General features: G+C 62.1%; 15 protein-coding genes. 9 read left to right on the forward strand and 6 right to left on the reverse strand.

Annotation, left to right across the window (positions count from 1 at the left end):
- Positions 1-717 precede the first annotated feature (717 nt).
- A complete protein-coding gene (locus VJ464_23055; GenBank protein ID HKQ08023.1) occupies positions 718-2946 on the forward strand; it encodes a YncE family protein in 2229 nt (742 codons plus the stop codon).
- Positions 2947-3055: 109 nt separating this feature from the next.
- On the forward strand, positions 3056-4009 hold the full coding sequence (locus VJ464_23060; protein ID HKQ08024.1) for an RluA family pseudouridine synthase: 954 nt from the start codon (positions 3056-3058) through the stop codon (positions 4007-4009).
- On the opposite strand, the gene VJ464_23065 is transcribed toward VJ464_23060, so the two are convergent.
- On the reverse strand, positions 4006-6390 hold the full coding sequence (locus VJ464_23065) for a PAS domain S-box protein (GenBank protein ID HKQ08025.1): 2385 nt from the start codon (positions 6388-6390) through the stop codon (positions 4006-4008). The two genes, VJ464_23060 and VJ464_23065, sit on opposite strands and share 4 nt — an antisense overlap.
- A 408-nt stretch (positions 6391-6798) precedes the next feature.
- Here VJ464_23065 and thrS point away from each other — a divergent pair, with 408 nt between their 5' ends.
- The 3 genes from thrS (at position 6799) to VJ464_23080 (ending at position 10944) form a co-directional block, all read left to right on the forward strand.
- Positions 6799-8601 carry a threonine--tRNA ligase gene (gene thrS / locus VJ464_23070; protein HKQ08026.1) on the forward strand — a complete coding sequence of 601 codons (1803 nt, stop codon included), beginning with the start codon at positions 6799-6801 and terminating at the stop codon, positions 8599-8601.
- 99 nt (positions 8602-8700) lie between these two features.
- Positions 8701-9711 carry an L-threonylcarbamoyladenylate synthase gene (locus VJ464_23075; GenBank protein HKQ08027.1) on the forward strand — a complete coding sequence of 337 codons (1011 nt, stop codon included), beginning with the start codon at positions 8701-8703 and terminating at the stop codon, positions 9709-9711.
- A 63-nt stretch (positions 9712-9774) separates the two neighbouring features.
- Positions 9775-10944, forward strand: coding sequence for an alcohol dehydrogenase catalytic domain-containing protein (locus VJ464_23080; GenBank protein HKQ08028.1), 1170 nt, complete (start codon positions 9775-9777; stop codon positions 10942-10944).
- A 5-nt stretch (positions 10945-10949) separates the two neighbouring features.
- Here the strand turns inward: VJ464_23080 and VJ464_23085 are convergent, their stop codons facing one another.
- Both VJ464_23085 and VJ464_23090 read right to left on the reverse strand, forming a co-directional pair.
- Complete coding sequence (locus VJ464_23085; GenBank protein HKQ08029.1) at positions 10950-12329, reverse strand: FAD-containing oxidoreductase; 1380 nt, start codon at positions 12327-12329, stop codon at positions 10950-10952.
- A 22-nt stretch (positions 12330-12351) separates the two neighbouring features.
- Positions 12352-12987 carry an MOSC domain-containing protein gene (locus VJ464_23090; protein HKQ08030.1) on the reverse strand — a complete coding sequence of 212 codons (636 nt, stop codon included), beginning with the start codon at positions 12985-12987 and terminating at the stop codon, positions 12352-12354.
- A 187-nt stretch (positions 12988-13174) separates the two neighbouring features.
- On the opposite strand from VJ464_23090, the gene VJ464_23095 reads away from it, so the two are divergent.
- The 4 genes from VJ464_23095 to VJ464_23110 all read left to right on the forward strand — a co-directional run bounded on the left by VJ464_23095 (position 13175) and on the right by VJ464_23110 (position 19040).
- Positions 13175-14407 (forward strand): glycine C-acetyltransferase, encoded by a 1233-nt coding sequence (locus VJ464_23095; protein HKQ08031.1) that lies wholly within the window; start codon positions 13175-13177, stop codon positions 14405-14407.
- Between the two features lie 271 nt (positions 14408-14678).
- A complete protein-coding gene (locus tag VJ464_23100; protein HKQ08032.1) occupies positions 14679-15959 on the forward strand; it encodes a tetratricopeptide repeat protein in 1281 nt (426 codons plus the stop codon).
- A gap of 199 nt (positions 15960-16158) precedes the next feature.
- Positions 16159-17514, forward strand: coding sequence for a pitrilysin family protein (locus VJ464_23105; GenBank protein HKQ08033.1), 1356 nt, complete (start codon positions 16159-16161; stop codon positions 17512-17514).
- Positions 17511-19040 (forward strand): pitrilysin family protein, encoded by a 1530-nt coding sequence (locus VJ464_23110; protein ID HKQ08034.1) that lies wholly within the window; start codon positions 17511-17513, stop codon positions 19038-19040. The genes VJ464_23105 and VJ464_23110 overlap by 4 nt, the downstream gene beginning before the upstream one ends.
- A 111-nt stretch (positions 19041-19151) precedes the next feature.
- Here the strand turns inward: VJ464_23110 and VJ464_23115 are convergent, their stop codons facing one another.
- The 3 genes from VJ464_23115 to xerC all read right to left on the reverse strand — a co-directional run bounded on the left by VJ464_23115 (position 19152) and on the right by xerC (position 21908).
- Positions 19152-19649, reverse strand: coding sequence for a LysM peptidoglycan-binding domain-containing protein (locus tag VJ464_23115; protein ID HKQ08035.1), 498 nt, complete (start codon positions 19647-19649; stop codon positions 19152-19154).
- A 147-nt stretch (positions 19650-19796) separates the two neighbouring features.
- Positions 19797-20948 carry a D-TA family PLP-dependent enzyme gene (locus tag VJ464_23120; GenBank protein ID HKQ08036.1) on the reverse strand — a complete coding sequence of 384 codons (1152 nt, stop codon included), beginning with the start codon at positions 20946-20948 and terminating at the stop codon, positions 19797-19799.
- 42 nt (positions 20949-20990) lie between these two features.
- Entirely contained in the window at positions 20991-21908 is a 918-nt protein-coding gene (xerC, locus tag VJ464_23125; GenBank protein ID HKQ08037.1) for a tyrosine recombinase XerC, read from the reverse strand.
- Positions 21909-21935 lie beyond the last annotated feature (27 nt).

A 21935-nucleotide genomic window follows, 5' to 3' on the forward strand; every position in this document is an offset into this window, starting at 1 on the left:
GTCGACCTGCAAGACCTCGCCGGAGTTGACGCGGATGGCGCGGCTGATGTCGTAGCCGTGCTGCGGCCCCCACTGCAAGGTCTGCAAGATGATCAGGTCGAGTGTGCCTTGCAGCACCTCGATGCGATTCTGGTGACGACGTTTCATAAGGCCCTCCAATAAGTAGGCATTCTACACCCCGGTATGTAGGATGTCTACTTCTTTGGGGGATCAATACCGCAACTGAAAATCCAGAGCCCCATGAGTAACAAAAGGCGGCGCAGCGTTGGCGAAGGCTACGCCGCCCAGGTCAGGATGATAAACAAGCCGCCCGCGCCTCTTTCCGTTAAACCCAATCAAGAACCGCTCTGGTGATTACCGAATTGCCAGCGCCGCTACTTTTTTGCCGACGACCTGGAAAGTCTCTTCCCAGTGGTTAACTGATACCTATCCCGGCGGCCACAAAAACGGCCTGTTGGGGCTGTCGCCCGCGCTCTCGCCCGTGGCACACCATATGCAATTTCTAATTATCGGCTCATGCTTTACAATGTTTGTGCCCGTTCGATCAATTCATTCGCACAGGGACCCCGTACCCGTGGACTCTTAACTTGGCAACCGAGCAACTGGCCCACCGTCCGATGCTCGTCGTTCGAGATTGCTGGATCATCGTCACGATCCGCCCGCCGCATCGGCTGCCAACTCATCGGAGCTGCGCGCTCTGATGTGAGGTGAGAGGTTATGACAAATCAATCACGTTTCGCCCTTGTCCTTGGCCTGGCAACGGCTCTGACCTTCCTTCTGTTCACGTCTTACTTGCCGAATCCTTCCATCACGGTCGCCGCGCAGGATGTCAGCCCGACGGCGCTGACCGAGCTTTCCATCGATAACGCTTCGTCGGATAGCGCGTCGCTCGCTTGCGCCTTCGGCCTCGCCGATTCGCCGCAAACGCCGCGCGGCCAGGTGCAGTTTAGCTGGGCTAACAAGCTGACGCCTTCAAGCTACCCGGCGACCCTGCGCGTCGTCACCATCGGCTTGAACCGGCTAGGCCCGACCGGCCAGGAAGTCCTTCCCGATCAGCTCTACCGCATCGCGATTTATGTTGACCCGGAAAGCGATGGCCCCGCCGATGGGCAGACGCCGGCGGCGACCTTTCTGGCGCGGGCGCGCGGCAGAGAGAAGGTCTTGACCTTCAACCTCGCCGTGCCGCTGACGATCACCAGCGGCAGCTTCGTCATCGCCGTCATCGATGAGTTTAAGATCGCAGGCTTCCCCGCGGTCTATGACACGCCGGGCAAATCGTCGCCGCCCGGCTCAGCCTCCTACATCAGCCAGGACGGCGGGCAGCACTGGGTCAGCCTCATTGATGTGCCGTTTTCCGGGCAGGGCCAATGCAATCGGCCGGGCAGCTTCTTCATTCGCGCGACGATTGAAACCGGCGCGGTCGACGCCCTCAACATCACGACGATCAAAGACCCGGCGGCGGTCGAGCCCTGGGACGTCAGCATCGGCAACGGCTTCGCGCTGGTTACGAATTATGTTTCGGACAACCTGACGGTGATTACGCCAGTCAACCACACCTTCACCAACGTGGCGCTCGGCGATGGGCCGGGCGGCAACAGTGATGGGCCGTTCGGCGTCGTCGGGCCGGTTTCAATCGGCCAGGGCGCGGCGGCGGCGGTCAAAGCTTATGTGACGCTGTTCGGATCGAACACCATCCCGTCAAAAGAATTTCCGATTGATTATGCGAACGTCGGCCAGGGGCGCGTCGTCGTCCTGAACCAGGGGCCGGGCAACAGCTTCACGCCGGCGGTGACGATCAACGTCGGCAAAGGGCCGCGCTACCCGGCGATTGCCACGGCGGCGGGCAAGACCAAGCTCTACGTGCCATGCGGCGGGGCCAACCGCGTAGACGTTATCGATACCGCCACCAATACGAAGATCGCCGAAATTCCTGTCGGCCTCGATCCGTCGAGCGTCACGGTGGGGCTGGGCGGCGCGAAGCTCTACGTCACCAATTTTGGCGATGGCACGATCTCGGTCATCGATCCGAAGACCGACCACAAGCTCAAAGACATCCCCGCGCCGAGCGCGCCGGTGCCGCAGTCGTTCGGCATGGCCAGCGTCAACGTGCCTCTGACCAATCCCTGGCGCGGCGCCATTGCGGCGAGCAATGGCAACCTCTATGTGACCTACTGGGGCAGCGCCGGCAACGTTTTCCCCAACGGCGCGATTGTCGAATTCGACACCTGCAACGATCAATTCCTGCGCGCCATGCTCGACGATCAGACGCGCGGCACAGCGGCGGGCAGCGCCGGCGCTTCGGGGATTGCCGCGCCGACCGCGCCGCTCGTGCGTGACAGCGCGACGGGGACGACGCCGGGAGCGGGCGGCGGCGGCGGCGGGCCGTTCGGCATTGCGGCGAGCGGCACTACCAATCACCCGCTGATCTTCACAGACGATGGCGCTGGCGTCATCGGACTGCTCGACACGCGCATCGATCAAGTCGTGTCGGTGCCGCTCGACGGTTTGAAGATGTGCGTCAGGCCGCGCGGCGTCGCCACTGGCGTTGATTCGACCATCAACTTGCCGATGCCGCCGCCGCCGCTGTCGAACCGCCTCGCGGTGGTCGCCTGTGGCCAGCCGGATAACGCCGTGGTACTGGTGAGCGTGCCGCCCGAGCAGGCGCAGAGCATCGCCGGATTCCCGGTCATTGATTCGGTGACCATTGATGACAACGTGCGCTTGTCGGGCAGCGGCTTTGAGGATGGTGATCGCATCGAGGCGTTCGACCCAAGCACAGGCACCTGCCTGACCTTCAACAAGCCGAAGAAGATCAAGAAGGACGGCAAGATATTCCTGCAACGCGGGCGGCTGAGCGACGGGCGAGCGCCGAGTGAAATCAACGGCGTGCTAATTCGTTTCATCCATGAAGACGGCACGGTGATCCTGCTCGTGCCGGGCCAGTAGGAACGACGCGGCGACGCGGCGACGCGGCGACGGGAAACCTGGCAACAAGGCTTGATGTTGTTCCTTCACCGTGTCGCCGCGTCGCCGCGTCTCTTTCGTGCGTAGCGCGATGAGTCAGTCATTTCACTTTCAGATTGCCGCCGAAGATACGGGGCGACGGCTCGATGAATTTCTCGCCTCGCGCTTCGGCGGCCTATCGCGCATGCGCTTGCAGAACCTGATCAAGGCGGGCGTCTGTCAAATCAATGACGAACGGATGCCACCCGGTTGGCGGCTATTGGCGGGCGATGTGGTCAAGATTACGCTCGACGATGCGCCGCCGACGGCGATGGAGCCGGAGCCGACGCCGCTCGACATCCTCTACGAAGACGAGCAGATCATCGTCGTCGTCAAGCCGGCAGGCTTGCTCGTCCATCCGAACAAAGGCACCAAGCGCGGCACCCTCGCCAACGCCCTCGCCTATCATCTCAACCGCGACTACTACGACGCGGCGGCCACGCTCGCGACGCCGACGCATGGCGAAGCGCACGCGTTGATGCGGCCCGGCTTGGTCCACCGCCTTGATCGCGCAACCTCGGGGGTGATGGTCGTCGCCAAAACGCAACGCGCGCTCAGCCAGTTGTCGCGCCACTTCAACCGCCGCCTGATTGACAAGCGTTACCTGGCGCTCGTCGCCGGTGCGGTCACCGCTGATGCCGGGCAATGGCAAGCGCCGATTGAGCGCCGCGACGAGCAGCAGCCGCACTGGTGGGTAAGCGACGGCGGCAAGCCTTCGGTAACCAACTTCACTGTGCGCGAGCGGTTCGCGGAAGCGACTCTTTTAGAGCTAGAGCCGGTCACGGGCCGCACCAATCAGTTGCGTATTCACGCGGCCTACGTTGGCCATCCGATCATCGGCGATGAGATTTATGGCGACGCGGAAGAGGGACGCGGCGACGCGCCGCGATTGTGCCTGCACGCATGGCGGCTGGCCTTTCATCATCCGGTGAGCGGTGAGTGGCAGGAATTTGTCGCGCCCTTGCCAGCAGACTTTGCCGACTTGATCGCCGCGTTGCGTGATTAAGACAACAGCGAGCGCAGGGCGGCTTGAAGCTCGAAGACGCGGAAGGGCTTGCTGAGCGTGGCGTCAATACAGTCGGTCTCCGCGGCGCGCTCGCTGGCGCGCTCCGAGCCATAGCCGCTCATCAGCACGATACGGGTCTGCGGCTGGCGCGCTTTGATGGCGGTGGCTGCGGCGATGCCGTCTTGTTTCGGCATCGCCAGGTCTGTGAAGACAATATCAAAGGTACGCTGCTCGGCCTGTCGCAGGCCGGCTTCGGCGCTCGCCGTGACGGTCACACGATGGCCCATGTCGGTCAGCAGCGCGGCCAGCACGGTGCCGACCGGTTCCTCGTCGTCAATCACCAGCACCTCAAGGCTGCGCACCGCCGCATCGGTCAGCGCGCTGATGGTTTCATACTTCGGCAGTCGCGCAATCGGCAGCAGGATGGTGAAGGCGGCGCCGCGTCGCGGCTGGCTTTCGACATCAATGCGCCCGCCGTGGCGCTCGACGATGCGATAGGTTTCGCTCAGTCCCATCCCCAGGCCCGACACCCCCTTGGTGGTAAAGAACGGCTCGAAGATGCGCTGCTTGACCTCTTCCGACATGCCGCCGCCGGTATCGGCAAAGCTCAAGATCAGGTAGCGGTCGTCCGCCGTGGCGCGCACCACCAGCCGCCCGCCCTCCGGCATGGCGTCGAGGGCGTTGAAGATGATGTTGACGAAGACTTCGCGCAGCTCCGACGGCTCGCCATTAATCAGAACGGCGTCGTCCGCCTGCCAGTCGAGCTGCACATCGTACTTGACGCCGCGCGCCTCGGCGTCGTGCCGCCAGCGCGGGCGCGTGATGTCAATGGCGTCCTGCACGATGTCGCCGACGCAGAGCGGCAGAAAGTTGTCGGCGCCCGAGCCGCCGCGCGCGAAGTTCTGGATGCGCTCGACCATGCGCGCCGCGTCTTTGGCCGACTGCTCGACGACGCGCAGGTGGTTTTCGACTTCGGTGCCTTTGACCTTGGGGAGAGAGAGCTGTGTGTAACCGAGCACGGCGGCCAGGGCGTTGTTGAAGTTGTGGGCGACGCCCGATGCCAGTTGCCCGAGCGCCCGCAGCTTATCGGCTTGTAAGGCGCGCTCCTGTTCGCGCTGCTGTTCCGTAACGTCGCGCAGCAAGGCGATGGCGCCCACCAGCTGATTCTGCTGATTAAAGAGCGGCGAGGCGTCAACCGCCAGAAAGATGCGCTGATCATCAAAACGCCTGAACCAGAGGCGCGCTTCGACGACGCGCTGTTCGCGCAGTGCCGTCTCCACGGGCAGATTTTCAATCGCGATCTTGATGCCACGGTCATCTGTGAAATGCTCGACCGGCGCATAATCCGTGGCCGTGTGGGGCGGGTTGGCGGGCAGTCCGAGCAGGGCGCGGGCGCGGCAATTGGCGCGGATCAAGTTGGCCTGGGCGTCAAAGATCATGAAGCCTTCGACCATCTGCTCGATGGTGGCGTTGAGGCTGGCGCGCTCGCGCTCGGCCTCTTCGCGGGCGCGGTAGAGCTCTGTCAGGTCGCGGATGATCTGCACGAGTCCAATGAGGTTGCCGGCCTCGTCGTTGATCGGATCAAGGCTGACGGCGACCGGGTAGGCCGCAATGATGCCGGCAGGCAGCTCGATGAAGGCGCGTTCCTTCTTGTGTCGCAGATTACAAATTGGACAGGCGTCGGCGGGGACCGTGCCGCGAGCCTCGTGGATGATGGCGCTGACCGGGCGACCGATGACCTGTTCCGGTGTTAACCCGTTGGCCTCGTAAAACGCGCGGTTGGCGCGCACCAGTTGATCGTCGCGGTCAATCAGCAGGATCTGATCGGCCATGGCGTCAAAGGTTGTCTGCCATTCGTGGTGCGCCGCCTCGGCCTCGGCGCGCGCCAGTTGCTCGCGCCCGAACAGCCGGGCATAGAGCTGGTTGATGTGTTCGGCTTCGAGGCGCGCCGCTTTTTCGCGAGCCAGCAGGTTGCCGGGCACGGGCTCGTCGCGCCGGCCTTCGGCGGGGGCGACAGCGGTGAACAGCACGCAACGCTCAGCGTGGAACTCGACCGGCACCGCTACGAACCGCATGGCCAGGGCTTCGCCTGACTTGGTGTAAAGAGCGACTTTCTGGCCGGTCACCGCATGGCCGGCGCGCAGGCAGCGGGCGGCCTCGCGGCGCTCTGTGGCCGAGCGCCACAGCACTTCCGCAACCGCCTGGTTAATCAACTCGTCGCGCCTGTAACCGGCAGTCTCAAGGAAGGCGTCATTCACCTCCAGCAGCCGCCCTTCCTTAAGCGTGATGATGGCGTGCGGGTGTGGCGTCGCCTTGAAGACAATGGCAAACAGGTCTTCCGCCTCACCCGCCATGTTCTTCTGTTCCAGTTTGCGTCTCATACGGACGTCATACTCTTAACGAATATGGGTCAGCGACCGCTGATATCAAGGAGCCGGCCACGATGGCTTGTGTTGCATTACTAGTGATGCCGGCGAAAAAGGGGGAGGGAAAAAAGGCTCGCGAACGCGTCCGGCAACTTGCCGCCTCGATTCTATGCCTTGCTTACGCATCTCCTTACAGGCACCACATCAGGTTCGGCAGATGCCAGATTGTAGCATCCATACAGGCTTTGCGCCATTCAATTGTTCTGCCGCGTGGCTTTCCGCGACGGCAGCGGTCGTGTAGGATAAATGATGAGTGATGAGTGATGAGTGATGAGTAATAAGCTGGCGGAAAGGTGTGAATCACCGCCACCGCAACTCATCACTCCTCACTCCTCACTCGTCACTTGGAAGAGGAGAGCGACGATGGGGGAAGATTTTCAAAGCGATCAGGATTTTGCGCTCGGCGCGGCAGACTTCGGCTCCGAGCGGGAGTACAAATTACACTGTTTGCGCCATTCGACTTCGCACATCATGGCCGCCGCCGTGCAGCAGGTCTTTCCCGAAGCGAAGTTCGGCATTGGCCCGCCGATCAAAAACGGCTTCTATTATGATATGCAATTGTCGCGGGCGCTGACGCCGGAAGACCTCGAAGAGGTCGAGCGGCGCATGAAGCAGATTGTCAAAGAGAATCGCGAGTTTCAGCGCGCCAACTGGGACAAGCCGCGGGCGCTCGACTTCTTCGGCGCGCACCACCAGGAATTCAAGCTTGAGCTGATCAAGGGCATCCCGTCGGAAACCGTATCCATCTACAGTATCGGCGAGTTCACAGATCTCTGCGCCGGGCCGCACGTCCGCCGCACCGGCGAGTGCAAACACTTCAAGCTCACCTCGGTCGCCGGCGCTTACTGGCGCGGCAACGAAAAGAACCCGATGCTCCAGCGCATCTATGGCACGGTCTGGCCGACGAAAGACGAGCTTGAAGAGCATCTGCACAATCTCGAAGAAGCCCGGCGGCGCGATCATCGGCGTCTGGGCCGCGAGCTAGAGCTGTTCATGCTGCACGAGTGGGCGCCGGGCGCGACCTTCTGGCTGCCTAAAGGAACTGTAGTCTATAACACTTTGCAGGAGAAGATGCGGCGGCTGCTGCGCCACAACGGCTACGTCGAAGTCAAAGCGCCCTTGCTTGCCAACGAGCAGTTGTTCAAGACTTCGGGACACTGGCAGCACTACAAAGACGATATGTTCATCGTTGACGATGAAGAGGCGAAGGCGGCGCACAAAGAGAATGCCGAGTTCGCGCTCAAGCCGATGAACTGCCCCGAAGCCATGCTGATCTTTGGCGCCAAGCGGCGCAGCTATCGCGAGCTGCCCTTGCGGCTGGCCGAGCAGAGCGTGCTGCACCGCAACGAGCGCGCCGGGGCGCTTTCGGGGCTGACCCGTGTGCGCCAGTTCCAGCAGGACGACGCGCACATCTTCGTCACCGAAGCGCAGATCGGCGATGAGGTGAACCGCCTGTTGAACCTGGTGGCGCGCGTCTATAAAGCGTTCGACATGCCGTTCCGCTTCGTGCTGTCGACGCGCAACCCGGAAAAGTTCATGGGCGACGTGGCGGTGTGGGACAAAGCCGAAGCGATGCTGCGCGACATGCTTGAGCAGAGCAAGCTGGAATACAGCATCGCTCCGGGCGACGCGGCGTTTTATGGGCCGAAGATCGATCAACTGGTGATGGACTCGCTCAAGCGCGAGCATCAGCTGGGAACGATTCAGCTCGACTTTCAACAGCCGTCGAACTTCGACCTGACCTATGTCAACGAGCACAACGCCGAGTCGCGTCCGGTCGTGATTCACCGGGCGATCTACGGCTCGTACGAGCGCTTCATCGCCATCCTGATCGAGCACTACGCCGGCGCCTTTCCGGTCTGGTTCGCGCCGGTGCAGGCGAAGGTGCTATCGATTTCGGAGAAGACTGCCGATTACGCGCAGCAGGTCTACGAGTGCTTGATGGAAGAAGACCTGCGCGTCGAGCTTGACGTGCGCGACGACAAAATCGGTGCCAAGATTCGTGACGCGCAGCTAGAGAAGGTGCCTTACATGCTGGTCGTCGGTGCCAAGGAAGCCGAAGCCGGCGCGGTCGCCGTGCGCTCACGCGAGAAAGGCGACGAAGGCGCAGTGCCGCTCGCGGAGTTCGCCGCCCGCATCAAGTCGGAATCCAGCTTTGAATACTAGGGGCCAGGTGTTGGCTGTCAGGCGTCGGGTATGAAAGACGGGCATGAAACTTCACCCGGCACCCGACGCCTGACAGCCAACACCTGACACCCAATACCCATGACGCAAGTCATCCAGATCAATCGCGAACATCCCGAAGCACAGCTCATTGAGCAGGCCGCCGCCATCATTCGCGAGGGCGGTCTGGTCGCATTTCCCACGGAAACCGTTTATGGCCTGGGCGCGGACGCCATGAGCGAGCCGGCGGTCGGGCGCATCTTTGCGGCGAAAGGCCGGCCCGCCGATAACCCGCTCATCGTCCATGTCAGCGACCGCCGGATGCTCGACCGTGTCGCCGCCGAGGTCGGCGAGCAGGCCGAAAGCTTGATCGAAAAATACTGGCCCGGCCCGCTGACCCTGGTGCTGAAGCGGAAGGCCGATGTTCCTGCTTCAGTCTCAGCAGGGTTGCTGACCGTCGCCGTACGAATGCCTTTCAACGGCATCGCTTTGAGCTTGATACGAACAGCGAACACGCCGATTGCCGCGCCGAGTGCCAACCGTTCGGGACGCCCAAGCCCGACGAGCGCCGCGCATGTGCTTGCCGATCTCGGCGGGCGCATCGAGATGATTCTCGACGGCGGCGCAACCGCCATCGGCATCGAATCCACCGTGCTCGACATGACCGGCGACGTACCAATGGTGTTGCGGCCCGGCTGGGTTACCGAAGAGCAGGTCGCCGCGGTCACAGGAGCGGTCACTCACGCTGCCGCGCCCGCCGAGTTGCAGCGCTCGCCGGGCACGCGCTATCGCCACTACAGCCCGCGCGCCCGCGTCGTGCTGGTCGAGCCGGGCGCGACGGCGTCGCTCGAAGCGATTTGTAAAGCCCATCTCAAAAGCGCAACCGTCGGCTTCATCGGCCACACCGCGTTGGCGATTGAGGCCGCGAATTTTCAGGCGGTGAGCTTGCGGGCCGAGGCCGCGGATTACGCCGGCAACATCTATGCGGCGTTGCGCGAGATGGACGCGCGCGGCGCCGGCGTTGTCATTGTCGAGGGCATCAGCGACGCGGGCGCGGGCGCGGCGGTGATGGATCGCTTGCGCCGCGCCGCCTCCGAGATTATCAGCGCATAACGCGGCTTTCGTAATGCGCGCGGCGGTCGCCGGGCTTATAATCAAAACCGACAGGAGACATCAATGCAAGCACTTAAGAAACCGTCACTCACCGAAGATGGGTTGCAGTACGTCAGCGACGCGCCCGAGCCTCGCGTCGGCCACCGCGACGTCAAGATTCGCGTCGAAGCCGCCTCCATCTGCGGCACGGACCAGAGCATCTATCAGATCACTTCGCGGCAGGGAATGCGCGACGAGATGCTGGCCTATAACGGCGGCGACGTCGCCGGCTATCAGCCGATTATCATCGGCCACGAGTTCTGCGGCGAGGTCGTCGAGCTGGGCGAAGACGTTGATCCGGGGCTGGTCGGCGTCGGCGATTACGTCACCAGCGAAATGCACATCGCCTGCGGCCACTGCCAGCAGTGCCGCACCGGCCAGCGCCACATCTGCATGAACATTCGCGTCAAGGGGCTGCACCTGGACGGCGCGTTTGCGCAATACGTCGTCGTGCCGTGCGAGAACGTCATCAACCTCGAAGCCTTCGGCGGGCGCGCCGTCATCCCGCCGCGTTTCGGCGCCTTTCTCGATGCGCTCGGCAATGCCGTTCACACCGTCATGGAAGGCGACATCGAAGGCAAGTCGGTAGCGATCCTCGGCTGTGGCGCGCAGGGCTTGATGGCGACCGCCGTAGCGCGCACGCTGGGCGCGACACGCATCTACGTCACCGATTATTCAAACCCGCGAGGTCACTTCGGCCCGCAACTGCTCGCCAGCCGCTTCGAGCTGGCGCGCGAGCTTGGCGCCGATTTCTGCTTCGACACCAACGAAGAGGCCGCGCCCGGCCAACGCCCGCAGTTGTTCGAGCGCGCCCACAGCGAGCACGGCGGCGGCATTGACGTGATTCTGGAGATGAGCGGCGCCGAGTCGGCTTATAACGATGCCGGCGGGCTGGTGAAAAACGGCGGGCAGATTTTGCTCTTAGGGATTCCGGCGCGCCCGCTGCGCTCGTTCGATTTCGGCAAGTACGCCGTCTGGAAAGGCGTGACGATCAAAGGCATCTTCGGGCGGCGCATGTTCGAGACCTGGTACGCCATGCTTGATCTGCTGGCCTCGGAAAAGTCGCAACTGAAAGCCCGCCTCGAAAAGATCATCACCCGCGAGATGGTGCCGCTTGCCGACTTCGAGCGCGGCTTCGACATGGTGCGCTCGCACCAGGCCGTCAAACTGCTGCTCGCGCCCAACGGCGAGTGATAACGTCACTCAAGCGGCTTTAGCTCGCCGAGCAGGGTTGGGAGTAACTCCGCGACGGTCGGGTGAATGTGCATAGCGCGTTGGATGACCGTGTAGGGCGCACCGGCATACATCACGTCGAGCAGGATGTGAATGATCTCGTCGCACTCGATGCCTAACAACGACGCGCCGAGTATCGCTTTGCTCTCGGCGTCAACGACGACCTTCATAAAGCCTGCGGTTTCGCCCTTCTCAACGGCGCGACCGACGCGCGCCATCTCGCGCTTGCCGATCAAGGCTTTCCTGCCCGACTGCCGCACTTCGCTTTCCGTCATGCCGCAACGCCCGAGCGGCGGATCAATATACAGCGCGTAAGCCGTGATGCGATCCGAAACGCGACGCGGGTCGTTGTCGAGCAGGTTCGCCGCGACGATCTCATAATCGTTATAAGCCGTGTGCGTGAACGCCCCTTTGCCGTTGCAATCGCCGAGCGCATAAACCCCCGCGACGTTAGTGCGTAGCTGATCGTCTACTTTGATATAACCGCGCTTGTCGGTTTCGATGCCGGCGTTGTCCAATCCCAAATCATCGGTGTTCGGCACGCGGCCCACGGCTAAGAGCAGGTGCGAGCCGACGACCTGTTTCTCCGGGCGGTCGCAATCGATGTTGACGGCGACGCCTTGCGCGTCGGGCGCAACCCCGATGCAGTTGGCGTTCAGGCGAATGTCTATGCCTTCGTCTTCGAGAATCGTTTTGATGGCGCCCGAAATGTCTTCGTCTTCGCGCGCAATCAAGCGCGGCATCTTCTCGATGATGGTGACGCGGCTGCCGAAGCGCCGGTACATCTGCCCGAACTCCAGGCCGATGTAGCTGCCGCCGACAATCACAAGGTGCTCGGGCAGAAAATCGACTTCCATCATGCTGGAGTTGTTCAGCGAGCTTACTTCACTGAGGCCGGGCATCGGCGGCGCGTAAGCGCGGCCCCCGACGTTGATGAAGATGTGATCGGCTTCGAGCAGATCATCGCCGACGCGCACCGTGCGGGCCGATTCAAAGCGCGCGTAGTTTTCGTAGACGGTGATGCCTTCGGTCGTGCGCATCAATTGTTCGACGCCGGTGTTCGAGCGCCGCACGATTTCGTCTTTGCGCGCTTTGACGCGTTGCATGTCAACTTTGATTCCGTCGTCGATCATGACGCCGTAATCGCCGGCGCGGCGCGCCACATAAGCGGTGCGGGCGCTGGCGATCAGCGTCTTGGTCGGGATGCAGCCGTTGTTGACGCAAGTGCCGCCAAAGCGTTTGCGCTCGGCCACGGCGACGCGCCAGCCTGCGCCCGCCAGCCGCGCCGCTAGCGACGGCCCCGCCTGTCCTGTGCCGATGATGATCGCGTCGTATGTTGTCGCCATGCGGACTGCCTCCTATAGTTGATCAGCGTATCTGGTCGAGAAAATAATCGCGCCAGCTTGCCGGCAGCGCTTCGACCTGCACGGCGCGGCGCAGCAAGGCTTGATCTTTGCCCTTGCCGACATAGAGCCGTGTGACGTCGCTGACGGTCACGCCCGCCGCGACCCGGCTGACTTGTTCAATCGCGTCACCCGCGCCGACCTCGCCTTCTTCGATAACCGAGAAGTAAAAGCCGGTGCGAAGACTTTTCAGAAAGCGTCTAAGGATGTCGTCGCGCCCGAACTTCGCCGCCAGCTTGTAACACGGCATGCGCGGTTGCGTCACCTGGAACGTCGTTGAGCCGATGCAGTAGCGGTCGCCGATCTGCACCTCGTCTTCGAGCAGGCCCATGCTGGTGAAGTTCTCGCCGAACATGCTGTAGTCAATTTGCATATCCGACAGCTCGTCGCGCCAGTAAGCGTAATGCTCCGCCGGGTAAACGTAGACGGCTTTTTCAGCGCCGCCATGCACGGTGAGATCGGCCTGCCGGTCGCCGTCGAGATTCAATCGCCGCGCCCGGACTCGGCCGTCAACCGGCGCCTTGAAAATTCCGGTGATAATCGAGCGGCCTTTGTAAACGATTTCGCGCGGCAACCCAACGTTGAGTGAGACGAGTTTCATGGTTCATTCCTGGCTCATGTTTGTATGACGGCGATGCCGGATATTATTCCATAACTCGCGCTGCCTGAATACAAGTGCATGCGCATTTGAACAAGCCCGCCGGCGCGGGTAAGCTAGAGAATCGCTCCGTCACATTTCTTATCGGAGCCGTAATGATACGCCATCTTGAGACCATCAGGAGCATGCCATGAATCCCAACGAACTTTATTCGACGCTCACCCGCGAACTCGATCAGATCAAAGAAGCCAAGACGTTCAAGTACGAAGTGCCGCTGGAAAGCGAGCAGGGCGGCACGGTGACAGTTGATCATCAGCGCGTCGTCATGCTCGCGTCAAACAATTATCTCGGCCTGTCGAATCACCCGCGCGTCAAAGAGGCGGCGCATCGCGGCCTCGATGAATGGGGCTACGGGTTGGCGAGCGTGCGCTTCCTCTGCGGCACCGAACCGATTCACCTTGAATTAGAGCGGCGCATCGCGCGCTTTGTCGGCTGCGAAGCGGCCATCCTGCACTCGTCATGCTTTGCCGCCAACGAAGCCTTCTTCGCGGCGCTCTTGGCCAACGACTTTGGCGAGTCGAATTATCAGGACGTTATCTACAGCGACATGCTCAACCACGCCAGCATCATTGACGGCGTGCGCTTGTGCCGGCAGATCGCCAAGCCGACCGTGTCGCGCCTCTATCGCAGCCGCGACCTCGACCACCTGCGCGAGATGTTGGCCGAAGACCGCGACAAGAATTACCGCATCAAGATCATCGCCACCGACGGCGTCTTTTCAATGGAAGGGTTGCTGGCGCCGCTTGCCGATCTGGTCGAGATTGCCCGCGAGAATAACGCGCTGCTGTTTGTTGACGAGTCGCACGCGACCGGCGCGCTCGGTCGCACCGGGCGCGGCACGCCCGAAGAGCTTGGCGTCTATGGCGAGATTGACATCATCACCGGCACCTTCGGCAAAGCATTGGGCGGCGCATCGGGCGGCTTCATCGCGGGGCGCGCGCCGCTCATCGAGTTCCTGCGCCAGAAGTCGCGGCCTTACACTTTCTCGAACACCATGCCGCCGTCCGTGGTTGCCGGTTCCATCGAAGCCTTGAATCTGGTTGAAAACGATCCCTCGATTGTGAATGCCTTGCACGAGAATACCGAATACTTCCGCCGCGAGATCGTCAATCTCGGCTTTACGATCATCGAAGGCCGGCACCCCATTGTGCCGGTGATGCTGGGCGAAGCGGCAGTGGCTCAGGACATGAGCCGCGAGCTGCTCGGCGAAGGCGTTTACATCAAGGGCCTGTGGTATCCCGTGGTGCCGAAGGGCGAGGCGCGCTTGCGGTCGCAGATTTCCGCCGCCCACACGCGCGATGACTTAGACCGCGCGCTTGCGGCGTTTCAGAAAGTCGGTCGCCGCCTCGGCGTCATTGCTTGATTACCGCAGAGGGCGCAGAGGAACGCGGAGAATGAGCTGCCTCCTCCGCGTTCCTCTGCGCCCTCTGCGGTAAAAACGTTTGAATCACGCTGACCTTTTCACGGCTTATCACATCTTTTTCACACCGTTTACAACTTGTTACAACGCTCGCGAAACCTCTCCCGCCGCCGCCTCGTTGATCGAAGTGTCAGCACTCAAGCCACACTAAGGTAATCGCGCTCGCGGTGCCCCGATTGCGCGAAGTTCAAGACTAATCCACAAGGAGCAAGAGATGAAGATCAGCCAGTTTCTCTTCCGCACCGCCGTCTGCCTGTCGCTAACCGGCGCGCTTGCCGCCGGCGCCTTTGCGGCCGGCAAGACCAATGGCAAGCGCTTTGAGTTCACCACCCAATCGAAAGAAGCCCGCGAGGCCGTCGCGCAGATCGTCTACAAGATCGAGACCTTCCAGGGCGGCCCCGACATGAACGCCATCGCCCGCAAGGCCGTCGAAGCCGACCCGAATTTCGCCTTCGGCTATTACCTGCTGGGCACCACTGCCGCCACACCGCAGGAAGGCAAGCCGAGCCTTGATAAGGCCGTCGAGCTGGCCAAGAGCGCCTCGGAAGCCGAGCGCCGTTACATCGAAGCCGTGCTGATTGCGCGCTCGCCGAAGTTCGCCGACTCGGTGCCGATCTTCCTTGACCTCGCCAAGCAGTACCCCGAAGAGCGCATGGTGCAGATGCTGCTCGGCCAGGTCTACACAGGCATGGGCAAGCTCGACGACGCCCGCGTCGCCTTCGAGCGCGCCGCCCAGCTCGACGGCAGCACGCCGCGCGTTTACACCTTTCTGGGCAACCTCGCCCTGCTGAAAGGCGACTACGGCAAAGCCCGCGAGCTGTTCAAGGCATCGCTTGCAAAGAAAGCCCCCAACACCGCGCCCTTCGGCCCGAATTACGGCATGGCCTACCTCTACGTCTACGAAGGCAACTTCAAGGAAGCGGTCAAGACGCTCGAAGCCTATGGCAACGAGTACATCAAGACCGGCCAGGAGAAGGTCTTTCCGTCGGTCTTCATCTGGAATTCCATCGCCCGCCTGCACCTCGAATACGGCGACGCCAACGAGGCGCTGAAGTATTACGAGAAAGGCTACGCCACGGTGCCCGGCAGCTCAATTGATGATTTGCAAAAGAAGATCTGGCTCGGTCGCCTGCATCACGGCAAGGGCCGCGCGCTGGCCAAGCTGGGCCGCGCCGACGAAGCCTGGAAAGAAGCCGAGCTGATCAAGCAGATGATCGAGCAGGGCGGCGAAGACGGCAAGCAGTTCTGGCCGTCGTATCATTACATCGCCGGCTATCTGAAGCTCGAAGCCGGTAAAACCGACGAGGCCCTGGAGCACCTGAAGCAGCAAGACATGACCGACCCGTTCCACAAGCTGCTGCTGGCGCGCGCTTATGAAAAAGCCGGCAACACCGCCGAAGCGCAGAAGCTTTACAAAGAGATCACCGAGTTCAGTCAGGTGACGTTAGAGCGCGCCCTAGCTTACCCGGAAGCGAAGAAGAAGCTGAAGGCGTGAAGCGCCCGAACCCGCGGGCGGAATAAAAACACGGAGGCACAGAGGCACGGAGACACGGAGAAAGCTCCGTGCTTCCTCTGTGCCTCTGTGTCTGCGTGTTTCCTTGTCTCTGTGCCTCCGTGTTTAATATAGGCTTGTTGCCGCTGGCCTTGCCGCCGGTTTGAAAATCATTAGCCCGCCGCTTAGACTTATCCTTCGCATGAGAAAAACACTCGCCACGCTGCTGGTCGCGCTCACCTTGTGCGCCGGCTTGCCCGTGTCGCAAGCGCAATCCTTCCGCGTCTCGTACACCGAGTTTCACCTCGACAACGGCCTGCGCGTCGTGATGTCCGTAGACACCGCCGCGCCGGTCGTCGCCGTCGCCGTCTATTACGATGTCGGCTCGCGCAACGAAGTCCGCGGCCGCACAGGCTTCGCTCACCTGTTCGAGCACATGATGTTTCAAGGCTCACAAAACGTCGGCAAGGGCGAGCATTTCAAGTACGTCGAAAGTAATGGCGGTTACCTGAACGGCTCGACGCACGTCGATTTCACCAACTACTTCGAGTTTCTGCCGTCGAATCAGCTTGAGTTGGCACTGTGGCTCGAAAGCGACCGCATGCGCTCGTTGAAGATCACGCCGGCCAATCTGCAAAATCAGAAAGAAGCGGTCAAGGAAGAGAAGCGCTTGAGTTACGACAACCAGGCGTATGCTCCGGCGCTTGAGCAGATGGACGAGATGGTCTTTCACAACTGGGCGAACGCGCATTCGACCATGGGCTCGATGGCTGACCTCGACGCCGCGGGCATCGGCGACGTGCAGCAGTTTTTCGACACCTACTACGCGCCGAACAATGCCGTGCTGGCCATCGCCGGCGACATTGACACGGCGCAGACCGAAGCCCTGGTGCGTAAATACTTCGCCGGCATCCCGCGCCGCGCCGCGCCACCGCCGGTTAACGTGTCCGAGCCTGCCGGCGTCGTCGTGCACAAAAAAATCGTTGATGATCCGCAGGCCGACACGCCTGCCGTGGCCCTTGCCTGGAAGACGCCCGACCGCCGCGAGCCGGACTTTTATGCAATCGCGCTGTTGAAAGCCATCCTCTTTGACGGCGACAGCTCGCGGCTTTATCAAGCGCTGGTCAAGAAAGCCGCCGCCGCGCTCGAAGTCCGCGGCACCCTCGAAGAGCGGCGCGGGCCGGGCCAGCTCGCCGTCTTCGTCGTTCACAAGGCCGAAGTCAAAAGCGATGCGGTGCAGGCCATCATCGAAGCCGAGATCAGCCGCATCAAGCGCGACGGCGTCTCGGCAGACGAGCTCGCCAAGGCCAAGAATCAATATCGCCTGGGCCGCTTCACCTGCGAAAACCCGATTGAATGCACCGGCCTGCAAACCGCGCTCGGTCGCGCCCTGGAGCTGGCCGAATCTATCCTGTTCGACGGCGACCCGGCGCTCATCAACACGGAGCTGGATCGCTATTACGCCGTCAATGCCGAGCAGGTGCGCGCCGCCGCGCGCCGTCTCTTTGTCGAATCGAATCAAGCCGTCCTCTTCATCCGTCCCGCGAAACCGCAATGAACAGTCTGCGTAAATTTTTATCACTCGTCATCGTGCTGGCGCTTGGGCTCGCTTCGGCGAGCGCCTTCGCGCAAGATGCCGCGACGCAAAGCCTGCGGCAGCGTCCGCCGACGCCCTCGCCTGCGCGTCCGCTGCGGCTGCCCGCCGCTCGCGAGAGCCGCCTCGATAACGGGCTGACGCTGTTGCTGATCGAAGATCACCGCGCGCCGCTCGTCACGCTGGCTGCCGGCGTCGCGCAAAAGATTCGCTGGCGTAACCGCATCGCTGAGATGACCAGCGAGATGACGCTCGTCGAAGCGACGGCGGATTTGTTGACGGAAGGCGCCGGCGAACCTTTTGCCCGCGCCGTCGAATCGCTCGGCGCGCAGGTGGATTCGCATGCCGGGGCCGATTACGCGATTCTGACCGGCGTGGTGATTGCCGAAAATGCCGAGCGCCTGCTGCCGCTGTTTGCCGAGGCGCTGGCGCGGCCCCGGTTTCTCGCCGACGAAGTCACGCTCTACAAGAACAGCCGCATCGATAAGCTCGACGTCGAGCGGCAGGAGCCGGACTTTCTGGCGCGCGAGAATTTCAACCGGCTCGTCTACGGCGCGCACCCTTACGCCTTCAGCGCGCCGACGCCCGCAGCGGTGCGCGCCCTGTCGCGCCCGCGCATCGAGCAGTTCTACAAGGCGGCTTACTCGCCCGCCGACACGGTCGTCATCATCGTCGGCGATTTCGACGCCGCTCGCATGCAGGTGGTGGCGCAGGCGACGCTGGGCCGCTGGCATATTGCCGGTCAAGCCGCTCGGCGCGCGCCGAGACCGCTCGGCGCGCTTCAAGCCCGCCAGCCAGTCAAGGTAATTGCCGCCACAAAACCCGCGGCGGCGCGGCGCATCTACCTGATTGACCGTCCGGGCTCGGCGCAGGCGAATTTTCGCATCGGCAATCTGGCCGTCGGGCGCGGCGACAAGGATTACTATGCGCTCGAAGTGGCGAATGCCATCCTCGGCGACGGCACAGGCTCGCGGCTCTTTCAAAACATTCGCGAGCAGCAGGGATTCGCTTACGACGTGGCGAGCGCCTTGAGCGCGATGAAGACCGGCGGCGCGTTTTTCGGCTTTGCGCAGTCGCGCACAGAAGTCACGGCGGCGGCCATCCGCGCCATGCTCGCGGAGTTCGAGCGGCTGAGAAACGCCGAGGTCTCAGCCGAAGATTTAGAGAACGCCAAGCATTACCTTGAAGGATTGTTTTCGCTGTCGCTGGCGACACAGAATGGCATCGCCGACGAGTTGATGACGATGAAGCTGATCGGGCTGGGCAAGGATTATCTGAACGATTATCGCGCGCGCATCGAAGCCGTCACCGCCGCTGACGTGCAGCGCGTCGCCCGCCGCTACGTCCGCACAGACGACGCGACGGTCGTGGTCGTCGGCGACGCGGCGCGGCTGCGCCAGGAGCTGGCGGCGCTCGGCGCCGTCGTGATGGTTAACGCCAAAAGCGCGACGCGGAGACACCGTGACGCGGCGACGCGGCGACGACCATAAGGCCATTGCCGCGCCGTTCTCCAATTGCGTTTGCCCTGTAGCGCAATCTGTTAGATTGCGCACTGTCTCGCACAATCTGTTAGATTGCGCTACTCCCGATTGAACACCGCGCTAGGCGTCGGTGTCCGGCGGGATGACCAGTTGCTGGCCGACCTGAATCTTGTTCGGATCGTTCAATTTGTCACGGTTGGCGTAGAAGATGCGCATGTACTCGTTGGCGTCGCCGTAGAACTGGCGGCTGATCTTTGACAGCGTATCTCCAGCCTTTACCGTATAGGATTGTGAGCCAGCCTGCGCCGACTGCGAAGGCGCATTCGCCACCGCTTGCTGTGCTTGCGGCTGGCTGACCGTGAGTTCCAGCGTGATGTCGTCAAGCGCCGGATTGACCAGCTTGACTTGATCCCACACCTTGTTAATCACATCCTGTGAGGGCGCCGTGCCGCGCAGATAAAGTTTATTGTCCTGGACATGAAGGTTCTGCAACTGCACGTGCTGCTGGTCGATGACCGCAAGCGCCGTCTGGTACTTTTGTTGCAGCTCGTTGAATCGCTGGACGGATGCGTCGTCTTCCTTCGCACCCTTTCCGAACATCTGATCAAACAATCCCATGATTTTCCCCCTTAAGTGATAGAAAGCTACTGACACAAGCGTCCGGGGTTAATCAGGAGCAACTCGGATGCCGGTGCGGGAGCCCCCGCACAGGTAATCGGTGAGCTAGAGTGCGGCGAGCGACGCCGGGAAATCATACATGAAACTTCAGCGCGCTTCGCGGCGGAGGGGCAGTTCGCGGCCACGGGCGGTGACGCGCTCGACGGCGACGACGCGCCCGCCTCGCACAATCAACGCGTGATCAAAATTATTCACCGTCGGGCAGATGTGCATGGGCATGAGGTAAAGCGTCTCGCCAATCTCAGGCAGGCTCGCACCGTCAGCGACATCGATGGGTAAATGTTCTTCGCTCGGTTTGGCCGGCAGGAGTTCTTCGCGGCCAAGCACGCGGCAGGTCGGCGTGCCGGCATCGGCGGAAACCGTTTTGTGGCCCGCATCACAGGTGACGCGCCGCCCCGCCGGTTGTGAAACGACCGTCGAAATGACGACCGCCGCCGGGCGGTAGCCGTACTCAGCGGGCAACTGGCTCAGGCTTGTGCAGTCACAATAGACCACCGTCCCCGGCGATGCGCGGTGCGTAAACGTTGCTCCATTAAAAGCCGAATAAGAGAGCGTGCAGGGAAAGGCCGGCGTCCCGGCAGTGACGACTTCCTTGACCTTGAGGCCCGCCTGCGTCAGCGCCGCGATGATCTCCATCAGTCGGTCGTAACCGCGATGCGCGAGCCCTTCACGCTCGGCCATCTCGTATTTCGCCAGGTGTCCGTCATAGTAATGCAAGCCACGAAACGCCTGACCGCTGGCCTGAATGGCTTCGGCGAGGCGGATGATCTCGCCGAGCGCCTCTTGCTCGACGCCCGTGCGATCCATGCCGGGATTGACATCGATGAACAGGCTGACCGGGCTGCCGCGCCAGGCGTCAATCTGCGCGGCGGATTCAACCAGCGCCGAGATGCGCGCGGCAGGGAATTGCTCGGCCAGCTCGCGAACGCGCCGCGCATTGGCCCCGACCGCCGGGTATGCCAATAGCACGTCAGCGGCCCCGGCCTCGCAGACCGTCAACAGCTCAAGCGAGGTGGAGCATTTGAAGTGCGAGACGCCGCGCGCCGCCCATTGCCGCATCACCGATAGCAGCTTCGCCGTCTTGACGTGAGGCCGCAAGCGATTCGCATCGCCGCCGACCAGTCGCAGCGTCGTCTGAATGTTGGCGTCCACCAGCTCAGGGTAGATGGCCAGCGCCGGCGTCATCACCTCGCTGGCTTCGTGGATGCGGTACGCTTCACCGTCGAAGCCTGCAATCATTCGTATTCCCTCGCCGCGTCTCCGCGTCGCCGTGTCCCCGCATCACGCCTTCGGGTGGGCCTTGTCGTAGACCTGCATCAGTTGCTCGACGGAAACCTGCGTGTAGATTTGCGTTGTCGACAATCGCGCGTGACCCAACAGCTCTTGAATCGAGCGCAGGTCGGCGCCCGCCGACAGCAGGTGCGTCGCAAACGAGTGACGCAGCGCGTGCGGACTGACGCCGTGCGCCAGCGCGCATTCCTTGACGTACTTGTCGAGCATGCGCGCCACCGAGCGCGTCGTGATGCGCGTGCCCTGGTAATTCAAGAAGAGCGCCAGCACGTCGCGCTCAGACTCTGTCGCTTCGATGAGCAATTCGCCGCGCACGCCGAGGTAAATTTGCAACGCCTCTTTGGCTTTCGAGCCGAACGGCACGATGCGCTCTTTGCGCCGCTTGCCGCGCAGCCGCACCGTCTCGTTCCTGAAATCGACATCGTCGAGATTCATCCCCGCCAGCTCGGCGACGCGGCAGCCGGTCGCATAGAGCATCTCCAGGATGGCGCGGTCGCGTTTGCCCAGGACCGTGTCGGTGTCGGGCGTTTCGATGAAGCGGATGACCTCTTCGACCTGCATCACCTTCGGCAGCTTCTTTTCGAGCCGCGGGCTCGAAACCAGCTTCGCCGGGTTCATCTCTAAGACCTGCTCGCGGCAGAGAAACTTGAAGAACGTCCGCAGCGTCGCCAGCTTCCTGGCGATAGAAGTCTTCTTGCGCTTCTCCTGGTAAAGCCGCGAGAGGTATTCGCGGATGGTGATGTGATCGATCTGCTTGACGTCGACCTCGCGGCGGCTGCCCGATGCGTCTACAGGGCAGATGAAATCGAGGAACTGTTCGAGGTCGCTCATGTAATTGCGCAGCGTGTGCTCGCTGACGTTGCGCTCATACTTCAAATGATCGCCGAAACGAGAAATGTACTCTTGCATTGTGGGACTCCCAATACCGCGGCTCGC

Source organism: Blastocatellia bacterium, from assembly GCA_035275065.1.
Classification (GTDB): domain Bacteria; phylum Acidobacteriota; class Blastocatellia; order UBA7656; family UBA7656; genus DATENM01.

Excerpts from the sequence above, each read along its gene's own strand:
- VJ464_23055 (HKQ08023.1), top strand. The coding sequence starts at position 718 with ATGACAAATCAATCACGTTTCGCCCTTGTCCTTGGCCTGGCAACGGCT.
- VJ464_23060 (HKQ08024.1), top strand. The coding sequence starts at position 3,056 with ATGAGTCAGTCATTTCACTTTCAGATTGCCGCCGAAGATACGGGGCGA.
- VJ464_23065 (HKQ08025.1), bottom strand. The coding sequence starts at position 6,390 with ATGAGACGCAAACTGGAACAGAAGAACATGGCGGGTGAGGCGGAAGAC.
- thrS (HKQ08026.1), top strand. The coding sequence starts at position 6,799 with ATGGGGGAAGATTTTCAAAGCGATCAGGATTTTGCGCTCGGCGCGGCA.
- VJ464_23075 (HKQ08027.1), top strand. The coding sequence starts at position 8,701 with ATGACGCAAGTCATCCAGATCAATCGCGAACATCCCGAAGCACAGCTC.
- VJ464_23080 (HKQ08028.1), top strand. The coding sequence starts at position 9,775 with ATGCAAGCACTTAAGAAACCGTCACTCACCGAAGATGGGTTGCAGTAC.
- VJ464_23085 (HKQ08029.1), bottom strand. The coding sequence starts at position 12,329 with ATGGCGACAACATACGACGCGATCATCATCGGCACAGGACAGGCGGGG.
- VJ464_23090 (HKQ08030.1), bottom strand. The coding sequence starts at position 12,987 with ATGAAACTCGTCTCACTCAACGTTGGGTTGCCGCGCGAAATCGTTTAC.
- VJ464_23095 (HKQ08031.1), top strand. The coding sequence starts at position 13,175 with ATGAATCCCAACGAACTTTATTCGACGCTCACCCGCGAACTCGATCAG.
- VJ464_23100 (HKQ08032.1), top strand. The coding sequence starts at position 14,679 with ATGAAGATCAGCCAGTTTCTCTTCCGCACCGCCGTCTGCCTGTCGCTA.
- VJ464_23105 (HKQ08033.1), top strand. The coding sequence starts at position 16,159 with ATGAGAAAAACACTCGCCACGCTGCTGGTCGCGCTCACCTTGTGCGCC.
- VJ464_23110 (HKQ08034.1), top strand. The coding sequence starts at position 17,511 with ATGAACAGTCTGCGTAAATTTTTATCACTCGTCATCGTGCTGGCGCTT.
- VJ464_23115 (HKQ08035.1), bottom strand. The coding sequence starts at position 19,649 with ATGGGATTGTTTGATCAGATGTTCGGAAAGGGTGCGAAGGAAGACGAC.
- VJ464_23120 (HKQ08036.1), bottom strand. The coding sequence starts at position 20,948 with ATGATTGCAGGCTTCGACGGTGAAGCGTACCGCATCCACGAAGCCAGC.
- xerC (HKQ08037.1), bottom strand. The coding sequence starts at position 21,908 with ATGCAAGAGTACATTTCTCGTTTCGGCGATCATTTGAAGTATGAGCGC.